Genomic DNA, 15,472 nt, shown 5'->3' on the forward strand with positions numbered 1-15,472 from the left:
CCCCTGCTGCTGGATCTGGCTGACCACCGGGCCGAACAGCGGCGGCGGTCGTCCTGTTCCGCCCGGTCAGTCCCGTCCGGCCAGCGTGCGCAACCGGCGCACCTGGGCGGCCCGCTCGGCGGCGTCCTGCTCCTCGGGGCCGTTGCGGACGGCCGAGCGGACCAGCGCCAGCGTCTCGCGAGCAGCGCCCACGTCCGGCCCGAGCAGGGCAGCGGTCAGGTCGGCGACCGCGGCGTCGAGCTCGGCGGTCGGGACGGCGACGTTGGCCAGCCCGGAGGTCACGGCCTCGGCGGCACCGACCGCCCGGCCGGTCAGGCAGATCTCCAGGGCGCGGCTGTAGCCGACCAGCTCGACCAGCGTGCTGGTGCCGGTGAGGTCGGGCACCAGCCCGAGGCCCGCCTCGGGCAGCCGCAGCTGGGCGTCCTCGGCGAACACCCGCAGGTCACAGGCGAGCGCCAGCTGCGCGCCGGCGCCGATCGCGTGCCCCTGCACCGCCGCCACCGAGACGACGCCGGGCGAACGCAGCCAGCGGAACGCCGCCTGGTAGCCCCGGATCCGCTCCTGGGCCGCCTCGGTGGGCAGGGAGCCCAGCTCGGCCAGCCCGCCGGGCACGCCGGGGTCGCTGCTGAAGAGCGTGCGGTCCAGGCCGGCGGAGAACGCCCGGCCGGCGCCGCGGACGACGACCACGCGCACGTCGTCGTCCAGGGACTCCCCGACCGCCCGCAGCGCCGCCCAGGTCGCCGGGGTCTGCGCGTTGAGCTGGTCGGCCCGATCGAGGATCACGGTGAGGACGGCTCCCTCGCGCGCCGTCCTCACCCAGCCGCCGGGTTCACCGCTCACGCAGACTTCTTGGCGTTCCGGTTCGCCCCACCCCGACCCCGGAGGGTGGCGCCCGACTCCGACAGCAGACGGTGCACGAAGCCGTACGAGCGGTTGGTGGACGTCGCCAGCGAGCGGATGCTCTCGCCGCTGTCGTACCGCTCCCGGAGCTCACCGGCCAGCGACGTCCGATCGTCTCCGGTGATCCTCTTGCCCTTGCTCAGGTCCGCAGTGCTCGAGTCGGCCATGACTCCCCTCCGTGTCAGGGGCGCTGCCGGCTCACGCCGGCACCACCCGCTGATCCCCCGGCGCCGCTGTCCCGGTGACCTCGGCGTCCCAGAGGCCATGATCACCCAGGCGCGGAGGGTCGGCCACCGCAACAAGAACGCACACCGCCGAACCCGGAGGTCAGCGCAGAGCGACCCGGTGCAGCCGTTACGCGAGTGAGACCAGCTCGGCGAAGTCGGGGCTCCAGGTGTCCTCGGTGCCGTCGGGCAGGACGATCACCTTGTCCGGGTCGAGCGCGACGACCGCACCCTCGTCGTGGGTGACCAGCACGATCGCGCCCTGGTAGGTGCGCAGCGCGTCGAGCACCTGCTCACGGCTGGCCGGGTCGAGGTTGTTGGTCGGCTCGTCGAGCAGCAGCACGTTGGCGCCGGAGATGACCAGCGTGGCCATGGCCAGCCGGGTGCGCTCACCGCCGGAGAGCGTCCCGGTGCGCTGGTCGACCGTCTCGCCGGAGAAGAGGAACGCGCCCAGGATCCGGCGCAGCTCGGTGTCTGTGGAGTCCGGCGCCGAGGACCGCATGTTCTCCAGCAGCGTGCGGTCCATGTCCAGCGTCTCGTGTTCCTGGGCGTAGTAGCCCACCCGCAGCCCGTGGCCGGCCTTCACCTCGCCGGTGTCCGGGGTCTCGGTGCCGGCCAGCATCCGCAGCAGCGTCGTCTTCCCCGCGCCGTTGAAGCCCAGGACGACGACCCGCGCGCCCTTGTCGATCGCCAGGTCGACGCCGGTGAAGATCTCCAGCGAGCCGTAGCTCTTGGACAGGCCCTCCGCGGTGAGCGGCGTCCGGCCGCACGGTGCGGGTGTGGGGAAGCGCAGCTTGGCCACCTTGTCCTGCACCCGCACGTCGGCCAGCCCGGCAGCCAGCCGCTGGGCGCGCTTGTCCATGCTCTGCGCGGCCTTGGCCTTCGTCGCCTTGGCCCGCATCTTGTCGGCCTGGGTGGTCAGCGCGTCGATCTTCTTCTCGGCGTTGGCCCGCTCGGAGCGGCGGCGGCGCTCGTCGGTCTCCCGGGCGTTCAGGTAGCGCTTCCAGCCGAGGTTGTAGATGTCGACGGTGGCCCGGTTGGCGTCCAGGTGCCAGACCTTGTTGACCACGGCCTCCAGCAGCTCGACGTCGTGGCTGATCACGATCAGCCCGGCGCGGTGGCTGGAGAGGAACCCCCGGAGCCAGGTGATCGAGTCGGCGTCCAGGTGGTTGGTCGGCTCGTCGAGCAGCAGCGTGTCGGCGTCGGAGAAGAGGATCCGGGCCAGCTCGACGCGGCGGCGCTGGCCACCGGAGAGGGTGTGCAGCGACTGGGCGAGGACGCGGTCCGGCAGGCCGAGGTTGGTGCAGATCCGGGCCGCGTCGCTCTCCGCGGCGTACCCGCCGAGCGCGGCGAACTGGTCCTCCAGCCGCCCGTACTGCCGGACGGCGCGGTCCATCTCGGCGTCGTCGGCCGGCTCGGCCATGGCGACCTGGGCCTTCGTCAGCTTGGCCTTGAGGACGTCGAGCCCCCGGCCGGACAGCACCCGGTCGCTGGCGGTGATGTCGAGGTCGCCACTGCGGGGGTCCTGCGGGAGGTAGCCGAGCTCACCGGTCACCTCGACCTTGCCGGCGTGCGGCACGCGTTCCCCGGCGAGGGTGGTGAGGGTGGTGGTCTTGCCGGCACCGTTGCGTCCGACCAGCCCGATGCGGTCACCGGGCTGCACCCGGAGATCGGCGTCGCTGATGAGGATCCGGGAGCCGGCGCGCAGTTCGAGGCCGGTCGTCGTGATCACTGATCCCATGGTAGGCGCTCAGCCGCCGTGCGCCGACCCCTTTCCCGGGTGACCTCCACGTCACCTGCGTGCTCACCCCGCAGGTGGTCGGCGCCGCCCGTAGCGTGACCGGCGGCAGCCGCACGCAGCCCGTCACCGGGGAGGAGGCCCACCGTGCCCACGTCGGAGGTCGAGTACCCGCCCCCGCTGGGGCAGCGCGTCCCGCCGCCCGCAGCACCGGCGCACCCCGCCCCCGGCCACCCCGGTCCCGACGACGCGGGCCGGGACGACGCGGGCCGGGACGACACCGGCCTGACCGACGCCGAGCCCAGCGACATCGCCCCCCAGCAGGTGCTGCTCGGCGCCGGCGTGGTGGCGGTGGTCGCCGCCGGTGCCGCCTCGCTCACCGACGCCGGTTCGGTCCCCGGCCTGCTCGTGGTCGGCCTGCTGACCGTCGCCGCGACCCTGGGGTCACTGCGGGCGGGGCAGCGCCGGCTGAGCAGCAGCGAGGAGGCGCTCGCCTCCGCCGCCGTGGTGCTCGCCGCGGTGGCCGCGTGGTCGGCCGGGGACGGCCCCGGGGGCCCGACCGCGATCCTGCTCTCCCTGCTCGCCGCGGTCTTCGCCGTCCTGGGGCTGATCGCCAGGACGGCGGTGACCTGGCCGATCGCCGCATGGGGTGCGGTCCAGGCCGCTGTGCTGAGCGCACTGACCGGCTCCGGCCTGTCGCTGGCCCCGCACGCCACCGCCGTGCTGGCCACCGCCGTCGCCGGGCTGGTGGTCACGCTGGCCACCCGCCGATCCGTCGCGGCGGTCACCCTGGTCACTGCCGCCGCCTGGTGGGTGACCGGGGTGGTGGAGGGCGCCGCCCAGGTGTGGACGACCGAGTCGGTCGTCGCCGCCCTGGCGCCGTCGACGCTGATGCTGCTGGCGGCCGGCGCGCTGCTGGCGCTGTGCGGCCGATCGGAGCTGCGGCCCCTGCTCGGCCCCCCGGCGGCGGTGCCCGTGCTCGCCGGGCTGGCGGCCGGGGCCGCCCTCGCCGGGCTGCTGCAGGCGGCCGGGCTGGCCGGGGTGCTGGGCAGCGGGTACCTGGGCGTGGCGCTCGCGACCGTGGTGGGTGCGCTGGCCTCCTCGGGACGGTCCGACCCGCTCCGCCCGACCGGCCTCGCCGCGTCCACGGTGCTCACCGGCCTGGCCGCCGTCCAGCTGCTCGGGTCGGGGCACTGGTCGGCGCTGGCCGTCCTCGTCGCGGTCGCCGCCGTCCCTGCGGTGGTGGTCGCCGCCCGGCGGCCCGGGGAGCGCCCCTGGGCGCTGCCGGTGGTGGTGGGCTGCCTGGCCGCCGCCGTGCTGCTGACCGAGGCCGACGGCAGCATCGGGTCCGCGCCGGCCGGCCAGCTGCTCGTGCTGCTGAGCCTGCTCACCCTCGGGAGCGCGACGACGCTGCGCGGGAAGCGGTCGGAGCTGCCGTTGACCTGGGCGGCCGCGGTGGTCGCGACCTCCGGGCTGGGGCACCTGGCCAGCACCGGGCACCTGTCCGGCCTGGCCCTCGGACTGGCCGTGGTCGGCGCGGGCTTCATCGCCTCCGGCACGGTCACCGACCGGGCGCGGGTCCGGGCCGGCGGGTGCACCGTGCTCGTCGTGGCGGCCTGGCTGGCGGCCGGCAGCGCCGACATCGGCGTGCCGGAGGCCTACACGCTCCCGGCGGCGACGGTGCTGTGGCTGTACTCCGGACGACGGCTGGCCACCGGCTCGTCCTGGCGGGCCTGGGGTCCGGGGCTGCTGGTCGCCTTCGTCCCGTCCGTCTGGCTGGCGGCCGCCGAGCCGGACCTGCTGCGCCTGGTGCTGGTCGTCCTGGCCGCCACGCTCACCGCGATGGCGGGCAGCCGCTGGCAGGTGCAGGCCCCGCTCGTGGTGGGGGCCACGTCGCTGGCCGCGGTGGCCCTCGGGCGGCTGGTCGTCCACCTGCCCCTGACCGGCCTGCTCGCCGTCGGGGCGGCCGGCGCGGTCATGCTCGCCGCGGGGGCGGCCTACGAGGAGCGGCGGACGCGGGCCCGCGCAGCCCTCGCCCGCGTCGCCGACCTGCGCTGACACCCGCCGTTACAGCGACTGCACGCAGCTGTCTCCCCGCCCGTTGGTCACTGAGTGCGGCCTGCTCGGCAAGGAGGCAGCACTCAGCGACCGATGGGCGGTGGGCGCCCACGACGACGAGGGCCCGCACCCCGGATGGGATGTGGGCCCTCGTCGGGACGCGGTGGAACTAGACCCGGAAGCCCAGTGCGCGCAGCTGCTCGCGGCCGTCGTCGGTGATCTTGTCCGGGCCCCACGGCGGCATCCAGACCCAGTTGATCCGGATGTCGCCGACCAGGCCGGGGCCGGGGCCACCGGTGAGGGCCTGGCGGGCCTGGTCCTCGATCACGTCGGTAAGCGGGCAGGCCGCCGAGGTCAGCGTCATGTCGATGATCGCGACGTTCGCCTCGGTGTCGACGTCCAGCCCGTAGACGAGCCCGAGGTCGACGACGTTGACGCCCAGCTCGGGGTCGACGACGTCGCGCATGGCCTCTTCGAGGTCCTCGATCAGCGCGGACTTGCCGCCGTAGAGGCCGGCGTCCGGCGCCACGGTGGCGGTCGTGGTGTCGGTCGTGGTGTCAGGGGTGTTCTCGGTCATGCGTCGGCTCCTCCGGTGGGGGACGAGAGCGCGCGGGCGCTCGCGTCCTTCAGCGCCATCCAGCTCATCAGTGCGCACTTGACCCGCGCCGGGTACTTCGAGACGCCGGCGAACGCGACGGCGTCCTCCAGGTCGTCCTCGAGCTCCTCGGCCACGGTCGCATTGCCCTTGCTCTGCATCAGCGTCATGAACTGCTCGCCGGTGTGCATCGCCTCGGTCACGCTCTTGCCGATCACCAGGTCGTACATCGCCGAGACGGAGGCCTGGCTGATCGAACAGCCCATGCCCTCGTAGGAGACGTCGGCGATGGTCTCGCCGTCCAGGTTCACCCTGAGGGTGACCTCGTCGCCACACGTCGGGTTGACGTGGTGCACCTCGGCCTGGAACGGGTCGCGGAGGCCGCGCCCGTGGGGGTTCCGGTAGTGGTCCAGGATGATGTCCTGGTACATCGACTGCAGCTGCATCAGGTGGTCGCTCCCTCGTCGTCAGAGGGTGCAACACCGAAGAAGCGCTGGGCTTCCCGCACGCCCTCGACGAGCGCGTCGACGTCGTCGTAGCCGGTGTGCACGTAGAAGGTCGCCCGGGTGGTGGCCGGCACGCCGTAGCGGCGCACGACCGGCCAGGCGCAGTGGTGCCCGACCCGGACGGCGATGCCCAGGTCGTCGAGGACCTGGCCGACGTCGTGCGGGTGGATCCCCTCGACGGTGAAGCTGATCGCCCCGCCGCGGGCCACGGTGTCCGGCGGACCGATCACGGTGACGCCGGGGATCGCCTGCAGCTGGGCCAGCGCGTACTCGGTGAGCGCCTCCTCGTGGGCCAGCACGTTCTCCATGCCCAGTCGCTGCAGGTACTCCACGGCGGCGGCGAGCCCGATGACCTGCGCGGTCATCGGCACGCCGGCCTCGAAGCGCTGCGGCGGGGGCATGAAGGTGCTGCGCTCCATCCGGACGACCTCGATCATCGAGCCGCCGGTGAGGAAGGGCGGCAGCGCGTCGAGGACGTCGTAGCGACCCCACAGCACGCCCACGCCGGTCGGGCCGAGCATCTTGTGCCCGGAGAACACCAGGAAGTCCGCGCCGAGCTCGGTGACGTCGACCGGCTGGTGCGGCACCGACTGGGCGCCGTCGACCAGCACCAGGGCGCCGACCTCGCGCGCCCGGGCGATGATGCCGCCCAGCGGGTTGATCGTGCCCAGGATGTTCGACTGCTGGGTCACCGCGACGAGCTTGGTCCGCTCGTTCACCACGGTGGCCAGGTCCGACAGGTCCAGCCGGCCGTCGTCGGTGAGCCCCAACCAGCGCAGGGTCGCCCCCGTGCGCTCGCACAGCTGCTGCCAGGGCAGCAGGTTGGCGTGGTGCTCCATCTCGGTGACGACGATCTCGTCACCCTGGCCGACGGCGTACCGGCGGAACTCCGGCTCCTTCGCCGTCACCGCGTTGGACAGCGCGTAGGCGACCAGGTTGATCGCCTCGGTGCTGTTCCGGGTGAAGACGACCTCGTTCTCCGGCGCACCGATGAAGGCCCCGATGGTGGTGCGCGCCGCCTCGTAGGCCGCGGTGGCCTCCTCGGCGAGCTGGTGCGCACCTCGGTGCGGAGCGGCGTTCACGTTCTCGTAGAACCACCGTTCGGCGTCCAGCACGCTGGTCGGCTTCTGCGAGGTGGCGCCGGAGTCGAGGTAGACCAGCCGCTTCCCGTCCCGGACGGTGCGGGACAGGATCGGGAAGTCCGCCCTGATCGCCTCGACGTCCAGCGGGAGCGGCACCTGGTGCGCCCCGGCGGGACGCGAGACGGTCCGGGTCATGCCGACGCAGCCTCGCTGGCGGCCTGCTCGTTGGAGTCCTTGACGTAGGCGGCGTAGCCCTCGTCCTCGAGCTTCTGCGCGAGCTCCGGGCCACCCTCGTCGACGACCCGGCCGGCGACGAAGACGTGCACGAAGTCGGGCTTGATGTACTTGAGGATCCGCGTGTAGTGCGTGATCAGCAGGACGCCGACGGGGCTGTCGGCCTTGGCCCGGTTCACGCCCTCGGAGACGACCCGCAGCGCGTCGACGTCCAGGCCGGAGTCGGTCTCGTCGAGGATCGCCATCTTCGGCTTGAGGAGGCGCATCTGGAGGATCTCGTGGCGCTTCTTCTCACCACCGGAGAAGCCCTCGTTGACGTTGCGCTCGGCGAACGCGCTGTCCATCTCGAGCGCGGACATCTCGGTGCGCACGTCCTTGACCCAGGTGCGCAGCTTCGGCGCCTCGCCGGTGATCGCGGTGGCCGCGGTGCGCAGGAAGTTCGACACCGAGACGCCGGGGACCTCGACCGGGTACTGCATGGCCAGGAACAGGCCGGCTCGGGCGCGCTCGTCGACGGTCATCGCGAGGACGTCCTCGCCGTCGAGGGTCACGGTGCCGCCGGTGATCGTGTACTTGGGATGCCCGGCGATCGAGTAGGCCAGGGTCGACTTGCCCGACCCGTTCGGGCCCATGATCGCGTGGGTCTCGCCGGCGCGGACGGTCAGGTCGACGCCGCGGAGGATCTCCTTGGCCTCGTCGCCGTCACCGACGGTGACGTGCAGGCCGCGGATCTCGAGCACGCTCCCGGCCGACAGGCCGGTGGCGGTGGGGGTGGCGGTGGGGCTGGTCACGGGGTTCTCGCTCCTCAGTGGCTGGCCGCGGCGAGGGGGGCGTCGACGTCCACCAGGACGTCGTCACCCTCCACCCGGACCGGGTAGACGGGGACCGGCTCGGTGGCCGGGAGGTTCGTGGGCTGGCCGGTGCGCAGGTCGAAGCACGAGCCGTGCAGGGCGCACTCGATGGTGGGCGCCCCGTCGACGTCGTCGACGTCGCCGTCGGTCAGCGGGACGTCGGCGTGCGAGCAGACGTCCTGGATCGCGTACACCTCGCCGTCGAGCTGGACGACGGCGACGTCGATGTCGGCGAGCTCGATCCGCAGGGACCCGTCCTCGGGCACCTCGGACAGTGCGCACACGCGCTCGTACGTCACGCGTCGACCTCGACCGGCTGCTCCTCGAGGTCCGGCAGCGCGCCGAGGCGGGCCTCGATGGTGCCCATCAGCCGGTCCTGCAGCTCGGGGACGCCGATGTGCTGCACGACGTCGGCGAAGAAGCCGCGCACCACGAGGCGCCGCGCGGTCTCGGCGTCGATCCCGCGGGAGCAGAGGTAGAACAGCTGCTCGTCGTCGAACCGGCCGGTGGCGCTGGCGTGGCCGGCGCCGACGATCTCGCCGGTCTCGATCTCCAGGTTCGGCACCGAGTCGGCGCGGGCGCCGTCGGTGAGCACCAGGTTGCGGTTGAGCTCGTAGGTGTCGGTGCCGGTCGCGGCCGGGCGGATCCGGACGTCGCCGACCCAGACCGTGTGCGCCTTCTCGCCCTGCAGCGCGCCCTTGTAGACGACGTTGCTGCGGCAGTTCGGCGTGCCGTGGTCGACCCACAGCCGGTGCTCCTGGTGCTGGGTCTCGTCGGCGAAGTAGACGCCGTAGAGGTCCACCGAGCCACCGGGACCGGCGTACTGCACGTTGCTGACCAGCCGGACCAGGTCACCGCCGAGGGTGACCACGACCTGCTTGAGGGTGGCGTCCCGGCCGATGACGGCGTCGAGCTGGCCGCCGTGCACCGTGCCCGGCGCCCAGTCCTGCACCGAGACGACGGTCAGCTGCGCTCCGTCGCCGAGCAGGAAGGCGACCCCGCCGGAGTAGCGGGCCAGCCCGGAGTGGTCCAGGACGACGGTCGCCTGCGCGAACGCACCGACCTCGATGACCAGCTGGCCCCAGACGACGTCCTCGCTGCCGGTGCCGGCGAGGCCCAGGGTGACCGGGCGGTCGAGCACGGCCTCCTTGGCGATCCGGAGCACGGCCGCGCCGCCGCTGCGCTGACGGGTCAGCGCGGCGAGCCGGTCGACCGGCTCGGGCAGGCCCTTGAGCAGCGGGTCACCGGCCTCGACCGAGGTCAGCTCGGCCCCCTCGGGCAGATCGCTCTGCCACGTCAGGGAGGCGTCGGAGGGAGTGCCGTCCAGCAGCGCGCGGACCCGGCGCATCGGGGTGAAGCGCCACTCCTCCTCGCGGCCGGTCGGGGCGCCGAACGCCTCCGGGTCGGTGGAGGTGAACCGCTCGGCCGGCGAACCGGTCGGCGTCGGCCCGCCGTGCGAGTGCGACCCGGGGGGCGTGTCGCCGGCGGTGCCGGTGCCGGCCGCCGGGGTGGTCGGCGGGCCGGCCTGGGCCCCCACGCCGGGAGCGAAGAGCTCCCCGGCGAGGGTGGCCGAGTCGGTGGTCAGGGTGGTCTGGTCGTCAGTTGCCGACATCAGCCGACGGCACCTTCCATCTGGAGCTCGATCAGGCGGTTGAGCTCGAGGGCGTACTCCATGGGCAGCTCCCGGGCGATGGGCTCGACGAAGCCGCGCACGACCATCGCCATCGCCTCGTCCTCGGAGAGCCCTCGGCTCATCAGGTAGAACAGCTGGTCGTCGCTGACCCGCGAGACGGTCGCCTCGTGGCCCATCGACACGTCGTCCTCGCGGACGTCGACGTAGGGGTAGGTGTCCGAGCGGCTGATCGTGTCGACCAGCAGCGCGTCGCACTTCACCGTCGACTTGGAGCCGTACGCACCCTCGTCGACCTGGACCAGCCCGCGGTAGGAGGTGCGGCCACCACCGCGCGCCACCGACTTCGACACGATCGTCGAGGAGGTGTGCGGGGCGGCGTGCACCATCTTGGCGCCGGCGTCCTGGTGCTGACCCTCGCCGGCGAAGGCGATGGACATGACCTCGCCCTTGGCGTGCTCACCGGTCATCCACACGGCCGGGTACTTCATCGTCACCTTGGAGCCGATGTTGCCGTCGACCCACTCCATGGTCGCGCCCTCGTGGGCCACGGCCCGCTTGGTGACCAGGTTGTAGACGTTGTTCGACCAGTTCTGGATGGTCGTGTACCGGCAGCGCGCGTTCTTCTTCACGATGATCTCGACGACCGCGGAGTGCAGCGAGTCCGTCTTGTAGATCGGCGCGGTGCAGCCCTCGACGTAGTGCACGTAGGCGCCCTCGTCGATGATCATCAGGGTGCGCTCGAACTGGCCCATGTTCTCGGTGTTGATCCGGAAGTAGGCCTGCAGCGGGATCTCCACGTGGACGCCCTTGGGCACGTAGATGAACGAGCCCCCCGACCACACGGCGGTGTTCAGCGCGGAGAACTTGTTGTCCCCGGCCGGGATGACCGAGCCGAAGTACTCGCGGAACAGCTCGGGCTGCTCGCGCAGCGCCGTGTCGGTGTCCAGGAACAGGACGCCCTGCTCCTCGAGGTCCTCACGGATCTTGTGGTAGACGACCTCGGACTCGTACTGGGCCGCGACACCGGAGACCAGCCGCTGCTTCTCCGCCTCCGGGATGCCCAGCTTGTCGTAGGTGTTCTTGATGTCGTCGGGCAGGTCCTCCCACGAGGTGGCCTGCGCCTCGGTCGACCGCACGAAGTACTTGATGTTCTGGAAGTCGATGCCGGAGAGGTCGGAACCCCAGTCGGGCATGGGCTTCTTCCCGAAGATCTTCAGCGCCTTCAGCCGGCGCTCGAGCATCCACTCGGGCTCGTTCTTGCGGCGCGAGATGTCGCGGACGACGTCCTCGTTGATGCCGCGGGTGGCCGAGGCACCGGCGGCGTCGGTGTCGGACCAGCCGTACTTGTAACGGCCGAGCGCATCGATCGTCTCGTCCTGCGTCATCGGCGCGCTGGGCACCGGCTGCGTGGTGGTCATGCGGGGGTCCTCTCCCGGTCGATCGAGGGGGTGGTGCGAGTGCTGGCGCCGGCGCCGGAGGGCGCAGCGCGACCAGCAGGTACAGGGCGTGCGGGGGTGGCTTTGTTCCCGGCGTGGGAGCCGGCGCGGAGTCCGGCCCGGAGGGCCAGCTGCGCGGGGATGTGGGTCGTGCAGATCCCGTCGCCGTGGGCGATCGTGGCCAGCCGCTGGACGTGCGTGCCGACCAGCCGGCTGATCACCGCCGTCTCAGCCTCGCACAGCTGCGGGAACTCGGCAGCGACGTGGGCGACCGGGCAGTGGTGCTGGCACAGCTGCCCGCCGCTGGAGATCGCCGAGGCGGTCGCGGCGTAGCCCTCGGCGGTCAGCGCGACGGCGAGCACCTGCGCCCGGTCGACCTCACCGGCGCCCGGTGCGGCCTCCTCGAGCGCGGACTCGACGGCGGTGGAGCACCGCTGCGCCAGCCCGGAGAGCTGCTGCTCGGCGACGGCGCGGACGGCGTCCGGACCACCGTGCTCGGCGACGAACCGCAGGGCCGTGAGCGCCAGGTCGTCGTAGGCGTGCGGGAAGGACTCGCGGCCGGCGTCGGTGAGGGCGAACCGGCGGGCCGGGCGTCCCCTCCCCCGCTGGCCGCCGGGCGCCTCGCGCTCGGTGACCCGCCCCGCGGCGACCAGGCCGTCGAGGTGCCGGCGCACCGCGGCCGGGGAGATCCCCAGCCGGGCCGCGAGCTCGGTGGCGGTCTGGGGGCCATGCTCGAGGAGGAGGCTGCTCACCCGGTCACGGGTGCGCCCGTCCTCGGCCGGCGCACCGGCAGAGGGGACGGCGGCTCGGGCCGCAACGGTTTCCACAACACGATTGTGTGCTTAATCGGAGAACCTGCAAGGAAGGCGGTCCTTACCTACGGGCTCCCCGAGAGGCGCATCACACCGTGGCCGGGGTCTCCACCTCGGCGACCGGGTTCGCCTCCGCCACCCGGAGGTCCAGCTCACCGTCGGTGACGGCGACGGTCACCCGCTGCCCGGCGCCCAGCTCCCCGCCCAGCACCAGCCGGGAGAGCCGGTTGTCGACCTCCCGCTGGATCGCCCGGCGCAGCGGCCGCGCCCCGAACTGCGGCTCGTGCCCGCGCTCGGCCAGCCAGACCACCGCCTCCGGGGTGAACTCGATCGCGACGTCCTGGGCGGACAGCCGCCGCCGGGTCTCGTCCAGCAGCAGGTCGGTGATCCGCGCCAGCTGCTCGGCCTCCAGCTGCCGGAACACCACGATCTCGTCGATCCGGTTGAGGAACTCCGGACGGAAGGCCTCCCGCAGCCGCCGCATCACCTGTCGACCCGCTGCATGCCCCGCCGGGCACCGGGACCGCCGAGGAAGGCGGAGAAGAAGTCGTCGAACGGGCTGCCCCCGTAGGGACCGCCGGGGAAACCGCTGGTCATCGAAGATGGCCGCCGCTCGTGTCGGGTGTGGCGGTGCACACCAACCCGCGGCGGTCACTGCCCACCGGTCGCCGGCTTCTCGGCGAGGGGCTGCCCGCGTGCGGGGTGGGGCGCCGGGCGGCTGGTCGAGCCGGGCGGCGCAGGGCACCGAGGTAAGTAGCATCGGTGGCGTGTCAGTTCTTCCCTCGCGGGTGCGCAACTCGACGGTCTCCCGGCTGGCGCTGGCCAGCGTGATCGCCAACGGCCTGATCGTCCTCACCGGCGGGTTCGTCCGGCTCACCGGCTCCGGGCTGGGCTGCCCCACCTGGCCCCGCTGCACCGAGGACAGCTTCACCTCCACGCCGGAGCTCGCCGCCCACGGCGTCATCGAGTTCGGCAACCGGCTGCTGACGTTCGTCCTGGTGGCGATCGCCGCCGCCACCCTGATCGCGGTCTTCCGCAGCGCCCGCCGCGACCTGCGCCGGCTCGCCGTGGTGGCCTTCCTGGGCATTCCCGCGCAGGGCCTGGTGGGCGGCGTCACGGTGCTCACCGGGCTGAACCCGTACACGGTTGCCGCGCACTTCCTGGTCTCGACCGCGCTCGTGGCGCTGACCACCGTGATGTGGCTCCGGTCCCGGGAGCCGGGGGTGGGCCAGCTCGTCGTGCGCCGGCCGCTCGCCCTGCTGGTGTACGGCATCGCCGCCACCACAGCGGTGGTCCTGGTGCTCGGCACCGTGGTCACCGGCAGCGGCCCGCACAGCGGCGACCCCGAGGCGGGCCGCACCGGCTTCGACCCGGCCTTGATGAGCCAGCTGCACGCCGACGCCGTCTTCCTGCTGCTCGGGCTGACGATCGCGTTGCTGGCGGCGCTGTACGCCACCGACTCCCCCGGCCGGGTCCGCCGGGCCGCCCGCGACCTGCTCATCGTCGAGCTGGCCCAGGGGGTGGTCGGCTACGTGCAGTACTTCACCCAGCTGCCCATCCTGCTGGTGCTGCTGCACATGGCCGGCGCGGTGCTGACCACCGCCTACGCCGCCCGGTTGGTGTGGTCGGTGCGCGGCCCGGCGTCCGAGCTGCCGGTCACCTCGGCCCCGCTCACCACCACCGCCGCCCGCTGAGCACGCCGCTCCGGGCACACCCGGTCGGGCAGCCACACCCGTGGGGCCGCCCGTGCCAGGGTGACCGGCGTGCCGCCTGACGACCTGATCCGGACGCGCCGGTGATCACCGACGTGCTGCTCGACCACGCGGCGCTCGTGCCGGTCGCGCTGCTGGGGGTCGCGCTGGGCTGCGTGCTCCTCGGCGCCGCGGTGCTGCGCAGCCGACGCCCCGTCCCACGGGTGCTCGGCACGCTGCTCGGGCTGTCCCTGCTGCCGGCGGTGGCGCTGACACTCGTCCCCACGGGCAACTCGCGGATCGACGCCGCTCGCTGCACGGTGCAGTTCTCCCTCCCGACCCTGGGCAGCGTGGAGCTGCTGGCGAACCTCGCGCTGTTCGTCCCGCCGGCCTTCCTCGGCACGCTGCTCAGCCGCCGTCCGCTGGTCGTGGTCGCCGTCGCGGCGGCCGCATCCGCGCTGATCGAGGCGCTCCAGGCCGTGGTGCCGGCCCTCGGGCGGGCCTGCGACACCACCGACTGGACGATGAACACCGCAGGCGCCGTCGTGGGGGGCCTGCTCGCCGTCGGTACCCGCGCCCTGGCGGGCCGTCGCCACGACGACCGCGACCCGGTCGCGCATGGCTGAGCTGCCAGGGCCGCGCTCCGGCCCGCACCGCTAGAGGAGGACGTCGGCCACCAGGGCGATCGACAGCAGCGTCATGTAGGTGATCGACACCGAGAACAGCCGCATCGGACGGTCCGGGACGCTGCCCTTGATCCGCCGCAGCCAGGCGTGCGACTCCGCGACGTACCAGGCGCCGAGGCCCAGGGTGGCGATGCCGGTGACCCAGCCGAGCTGCGGCGTCACGGGGACCATCAGCAGCGAGGTGCCCAACGTGCCCCACGCCCAGGCGACGGACTGGCGGCCGACGGTGACCGGCCCGGCCACCACCGAGAGCATCGGCACCCCGGCGCGGAAGTAGTCGAAGCGGAACCGGCTGGCCAGCGCCCAGAAGTGCGGCATCTGCCAGCAGAAGACGATGCCGAAGAAGACGACGGCCGGCCAGTCCAGCGAGCCGGTGACCGCGGCCCAGCCGATCAGCACCGGGGCGGCGCCCGGGAGCCCGCCGAACACCGTGTTGTGCCGGGTCCGGCGCTTGAGCACCATCGTGTAGAGCACCGAGTAGGCCAGCACCGCGGCCGCCGCCAGCACCGTGGCCAGCGGCGTGGTGAACAGGCCCAGCACGACCAGCGAGACCCACGCCAGCAGGACGCCGAAGACCAGTGCGTTGCGCGGCGCGATGACCCCGCTGGGGATCGGCCGGTCGCGGGTCCGGGACATCAGCCGGTCGATGTCCCGGTCGTACCAGCAGTTGATCGTGTTGGCGGCGCCGGCGGCGAGCATGCCGCCGACCAGGGTGGCCACGACGAGACCGGTGCCCGGCCAGCCCCCGGCCGCGAGCATCATCGCCGGCAGCGTGGTGACCAGCAGCAGCTCGACCAGCTTCGGCTTGGTCAGCGACACGTAGGCGGCGACCGTGCCACCGGCCGAACGCATCGGCCGGACCCGGCCGACGGAGCGGTCCGCGATCGCCGTCACCGGGGGCCCATGGGCGCAGCGTCGCGCGGGCAGCAGGGCACCACGAGGTCCTTCTCCGCCGGGGATGGGGTTGCCGACTCACTGTAGCCCGGCCCTCCCTACAGGGAATGGCCGGACACCACTAGGGTTTGA

General features: G+C 73.1%; 16 protein-coding genes. 3 read left to right on the plus strand and 13 right to left on the minus strand.

All coding sequences use genetic code 11. From position 1 onward, the window contains the following. Positions 1–66 precede the first annotated feature (66 nt). From O2V61_RS19640 to O2V61_RS19650, 3 genes are all read right to left on the minus strand, one after another. Complete coding sequence (locus tag O2V61_RS19640; protein ID WP_269184956.1) at positions 67–840, minus strand: enoyl-CoA hydratase/isomerase family protein; 774 nt, start codon at positions 838–840, stop codon at positions 67–69. Continuing rightward, a complete protein-coding gene (locus O2V61_RS19645; RefSeq protein ID WP_036338653.1) occupies positions 837–1,067 on the minus strand; it encodes a helix-turn-helix domain-containing protein in 231 nt (76 codons plus the stop codon). Before O2V61_RS19645 ends, O2V61_RS19640 begins: the two co-directional genes overlap by 4 nt. 187 nt (positions 1,068–1,254) lie before the next feature. Beyond that, entirely contained in the window at positions 1,255–2,856 is a 1,602-nt protein-coding gene (locus tag O2V61_RS19650; RefSeq protein ID WP_269184957.1) for an ABC-F family ATP-binding cassette domain-containing protein, read from the minus strand. Positions 2,857–3,009: 153 nt separating this feature from the next. Here O2V61_RS19650 and O2V61_RS19655 point away from each other — a divergent pair, with 153 nt between their 5' ends. Continuing rightward, positions 3,010–4,920: an SCO7613 C-terminal domain-containing membrane protein gene (locus O2V61_RS19655; protein ID WP_269184958.1), complete on the plus strand. Its 1,911-nt coding sequence runs from the start codon at positions 3,010–3,012 to the stop codon at positions 4,918–4,920. 169 nt (positions 4,921–5,089) lie between these two features. Here the strand turns inward: O2V61_RS19655 and O2V61_RS19660 are convergent, their stop codons facing one another. The 9 genes from O2V61_RS19660 to O2V61_RS19700 all read right to left on the minus strand — a co-directional run bounded on the left by O2V61_RS19660 (position 5,090) and on the right by O2V61_RS19700 (position 12,553). Beyond that, the gene (locus O2V61_RS19660) at positions 5,090–5,497 is read right to left on the minus strand and encodes a metal-sulfur cluster assembly factor (protein ID WP_269184959.1); all 408 of its coding nucleotides are present in this window, start codon (positions 5,495–5,497) and stop codon (positions 5,090–5,092) included. After that, positions 5,494–5,961: a Fe-S cluster assembly sulfur transfer protein SufU gene (gene sufU / locus O2V61_RS19665; RefSeq protein WP_269184960.1), complete on the minus strand. Its 468-nt coding sequence runs from the start codon at positions 5,959–5,961 to the stop codon at positions 5,494–5,496. Before sufU ends, O2V61_RS19660 begins: the two co-directional genes overlap by 4 nt. Continuing rightward, positions 5,961–7,298 carry a cysteine desulfurase gene (locus tag O2V61_RS19670; protein ID WP_269184961.1) on the minus strand — a complete coding sequence of 446 codons (1,338 nt, stop codon included), beginning with the start codon at positions 7,296–7,298 and terminating at the stop codon, positions 5,961–5,963. Before O2V61_RS19670 ends, sufU begins: the two co-directional genes overlap by 1 nt. Next, entirely contained in the window at positions 7,295–8,128 is an 834-nt protein-coding gene (gene sufC / locus O2V61_RS19675) for a Fe-S cluster assembly ATPase SufC (RefSeq protein ID WP_331254237.1), read from the minus strand. The genes O2V61_RS19670 and sufC overlap by 4 nt, the downstream gene beginning before the upstream one ends. 14 nt (positions 8,129–8,142) lie before the next feature. After that, complete coding sequence (locus tag O2V61_RS19680; RefSeq protein ID WP_269184962.1) at positions 8,143–8,487, minus strand: Rieske (2Fe-2S) protein; 345 nt, start codon at positions 8,485–8,487, stop codon at positions 8,143–8,145. Continuing rightward, the gene (gene sufD, locus O2V61_RS19685; RefSeq protein ID WP_269184963.1) at positions 8,484–9,800 is read right to left on the minus strand and encodes a Fe-S cluster assembly protein SufD; all 1,317 of its coding nucleotides are present in this window, start codon (positions 9,798–9,800) and stop codon (positions 8,484–8,486) included. Before sufD ends, O2V61_RS19680 begins: the two co-directional genes overlap by 4 nt. After that, on the minus strand, positions 9,800–11,239 hold the full coding sequence (sufB, locus tag O2V61_RS19690) for a Fe-S cluster assembly protein SufB (RefSeq protein WP_036338674.1): 1,440 nt from the start codon (positions 11,237–11,239) through the stop codon (positions 9,800–9,802). Before sufB ends, sufD begins: the two co-directional genes overlap by 1 nt. Next, a complete protein-coding gene (locus tag O2V61_RS19695) occupies positions 11,236–12,084 on the minus strand; it encodes a helix-turn-helix transcriptional regulator (RefSeq protein WP_269184964.1) in 849 nt (282 codons plus the stop codon). Before O2V61_RS19695 ends, sufB begins: the two co-directional genes overlap by 4 nt. Before the next feature lie 73 nt (positions 12,085–12,157). Continuing rightward, positions 12,158–12,553, minus strand: a complete 396-nt coding sequence (locus O2V61_RS19700) for a hypothetical protein (RefSeq protein WP_269184965.1) — start codon at positions 12,551–12,553, stop codon at positions 12,158–12,160. A 283-nt stretch (positions 12,554–12,836) separates the two neighbouring features. Here O2V61_RS19700 and O2V61_RS19705 point away from each other — a divergent pair, with 283 nt between their 5' ends. Both O2V61_RS19705 and O2V61_RS19710 read left to right on the plus strand, forming a co-directional pair. Then, positions 12,837–13,763, plus strand: a complete 927-nt coding sequence (locus tag O2V61_RS19705; RefSeq protein WP_269184966.1) for a COX15/CtaA family protein — start codon at positions 12,837–12,839, stop codon at positions 13,761–13,763. A gap of 101 nt (positions 13,764–13,864) precedes the next feature. Then, complete coding sequence (locus O2V61_RS19710; protein WP_269184967.1) at positions 13,865–14,386, plus strand: VanZ family protein; 522 nt, start codon at positions 13,865–13,867, stop codon at positions 14,384–14,386. A 30-nt stretch (positions 14,387–14,416) separates the two neighbouring features. Here the strand turns inward: O2V61_RS19710 and O2V61_RS19715 are convergent, their stop codons facing one another. Further along, entirely contained in the window at positions 14,417–15,340 is a 924-nt protein-coding gene (locus O2V61_RS19715; protein ID WP_269184968.1) for a heme o synthase, read from the minus strand. Positions 15,341–15,472: the final 132 nt, after the last annotated feature.

This window comes from Modestobacter sp. VKM Ac-2985, assembly GCF_026967925.1.
Classification (GTDB): Bacteria; Actinomycetota; Actinomycetes; order Mycobacteriales; family Geodermatophilaceae; genus Modestobacter.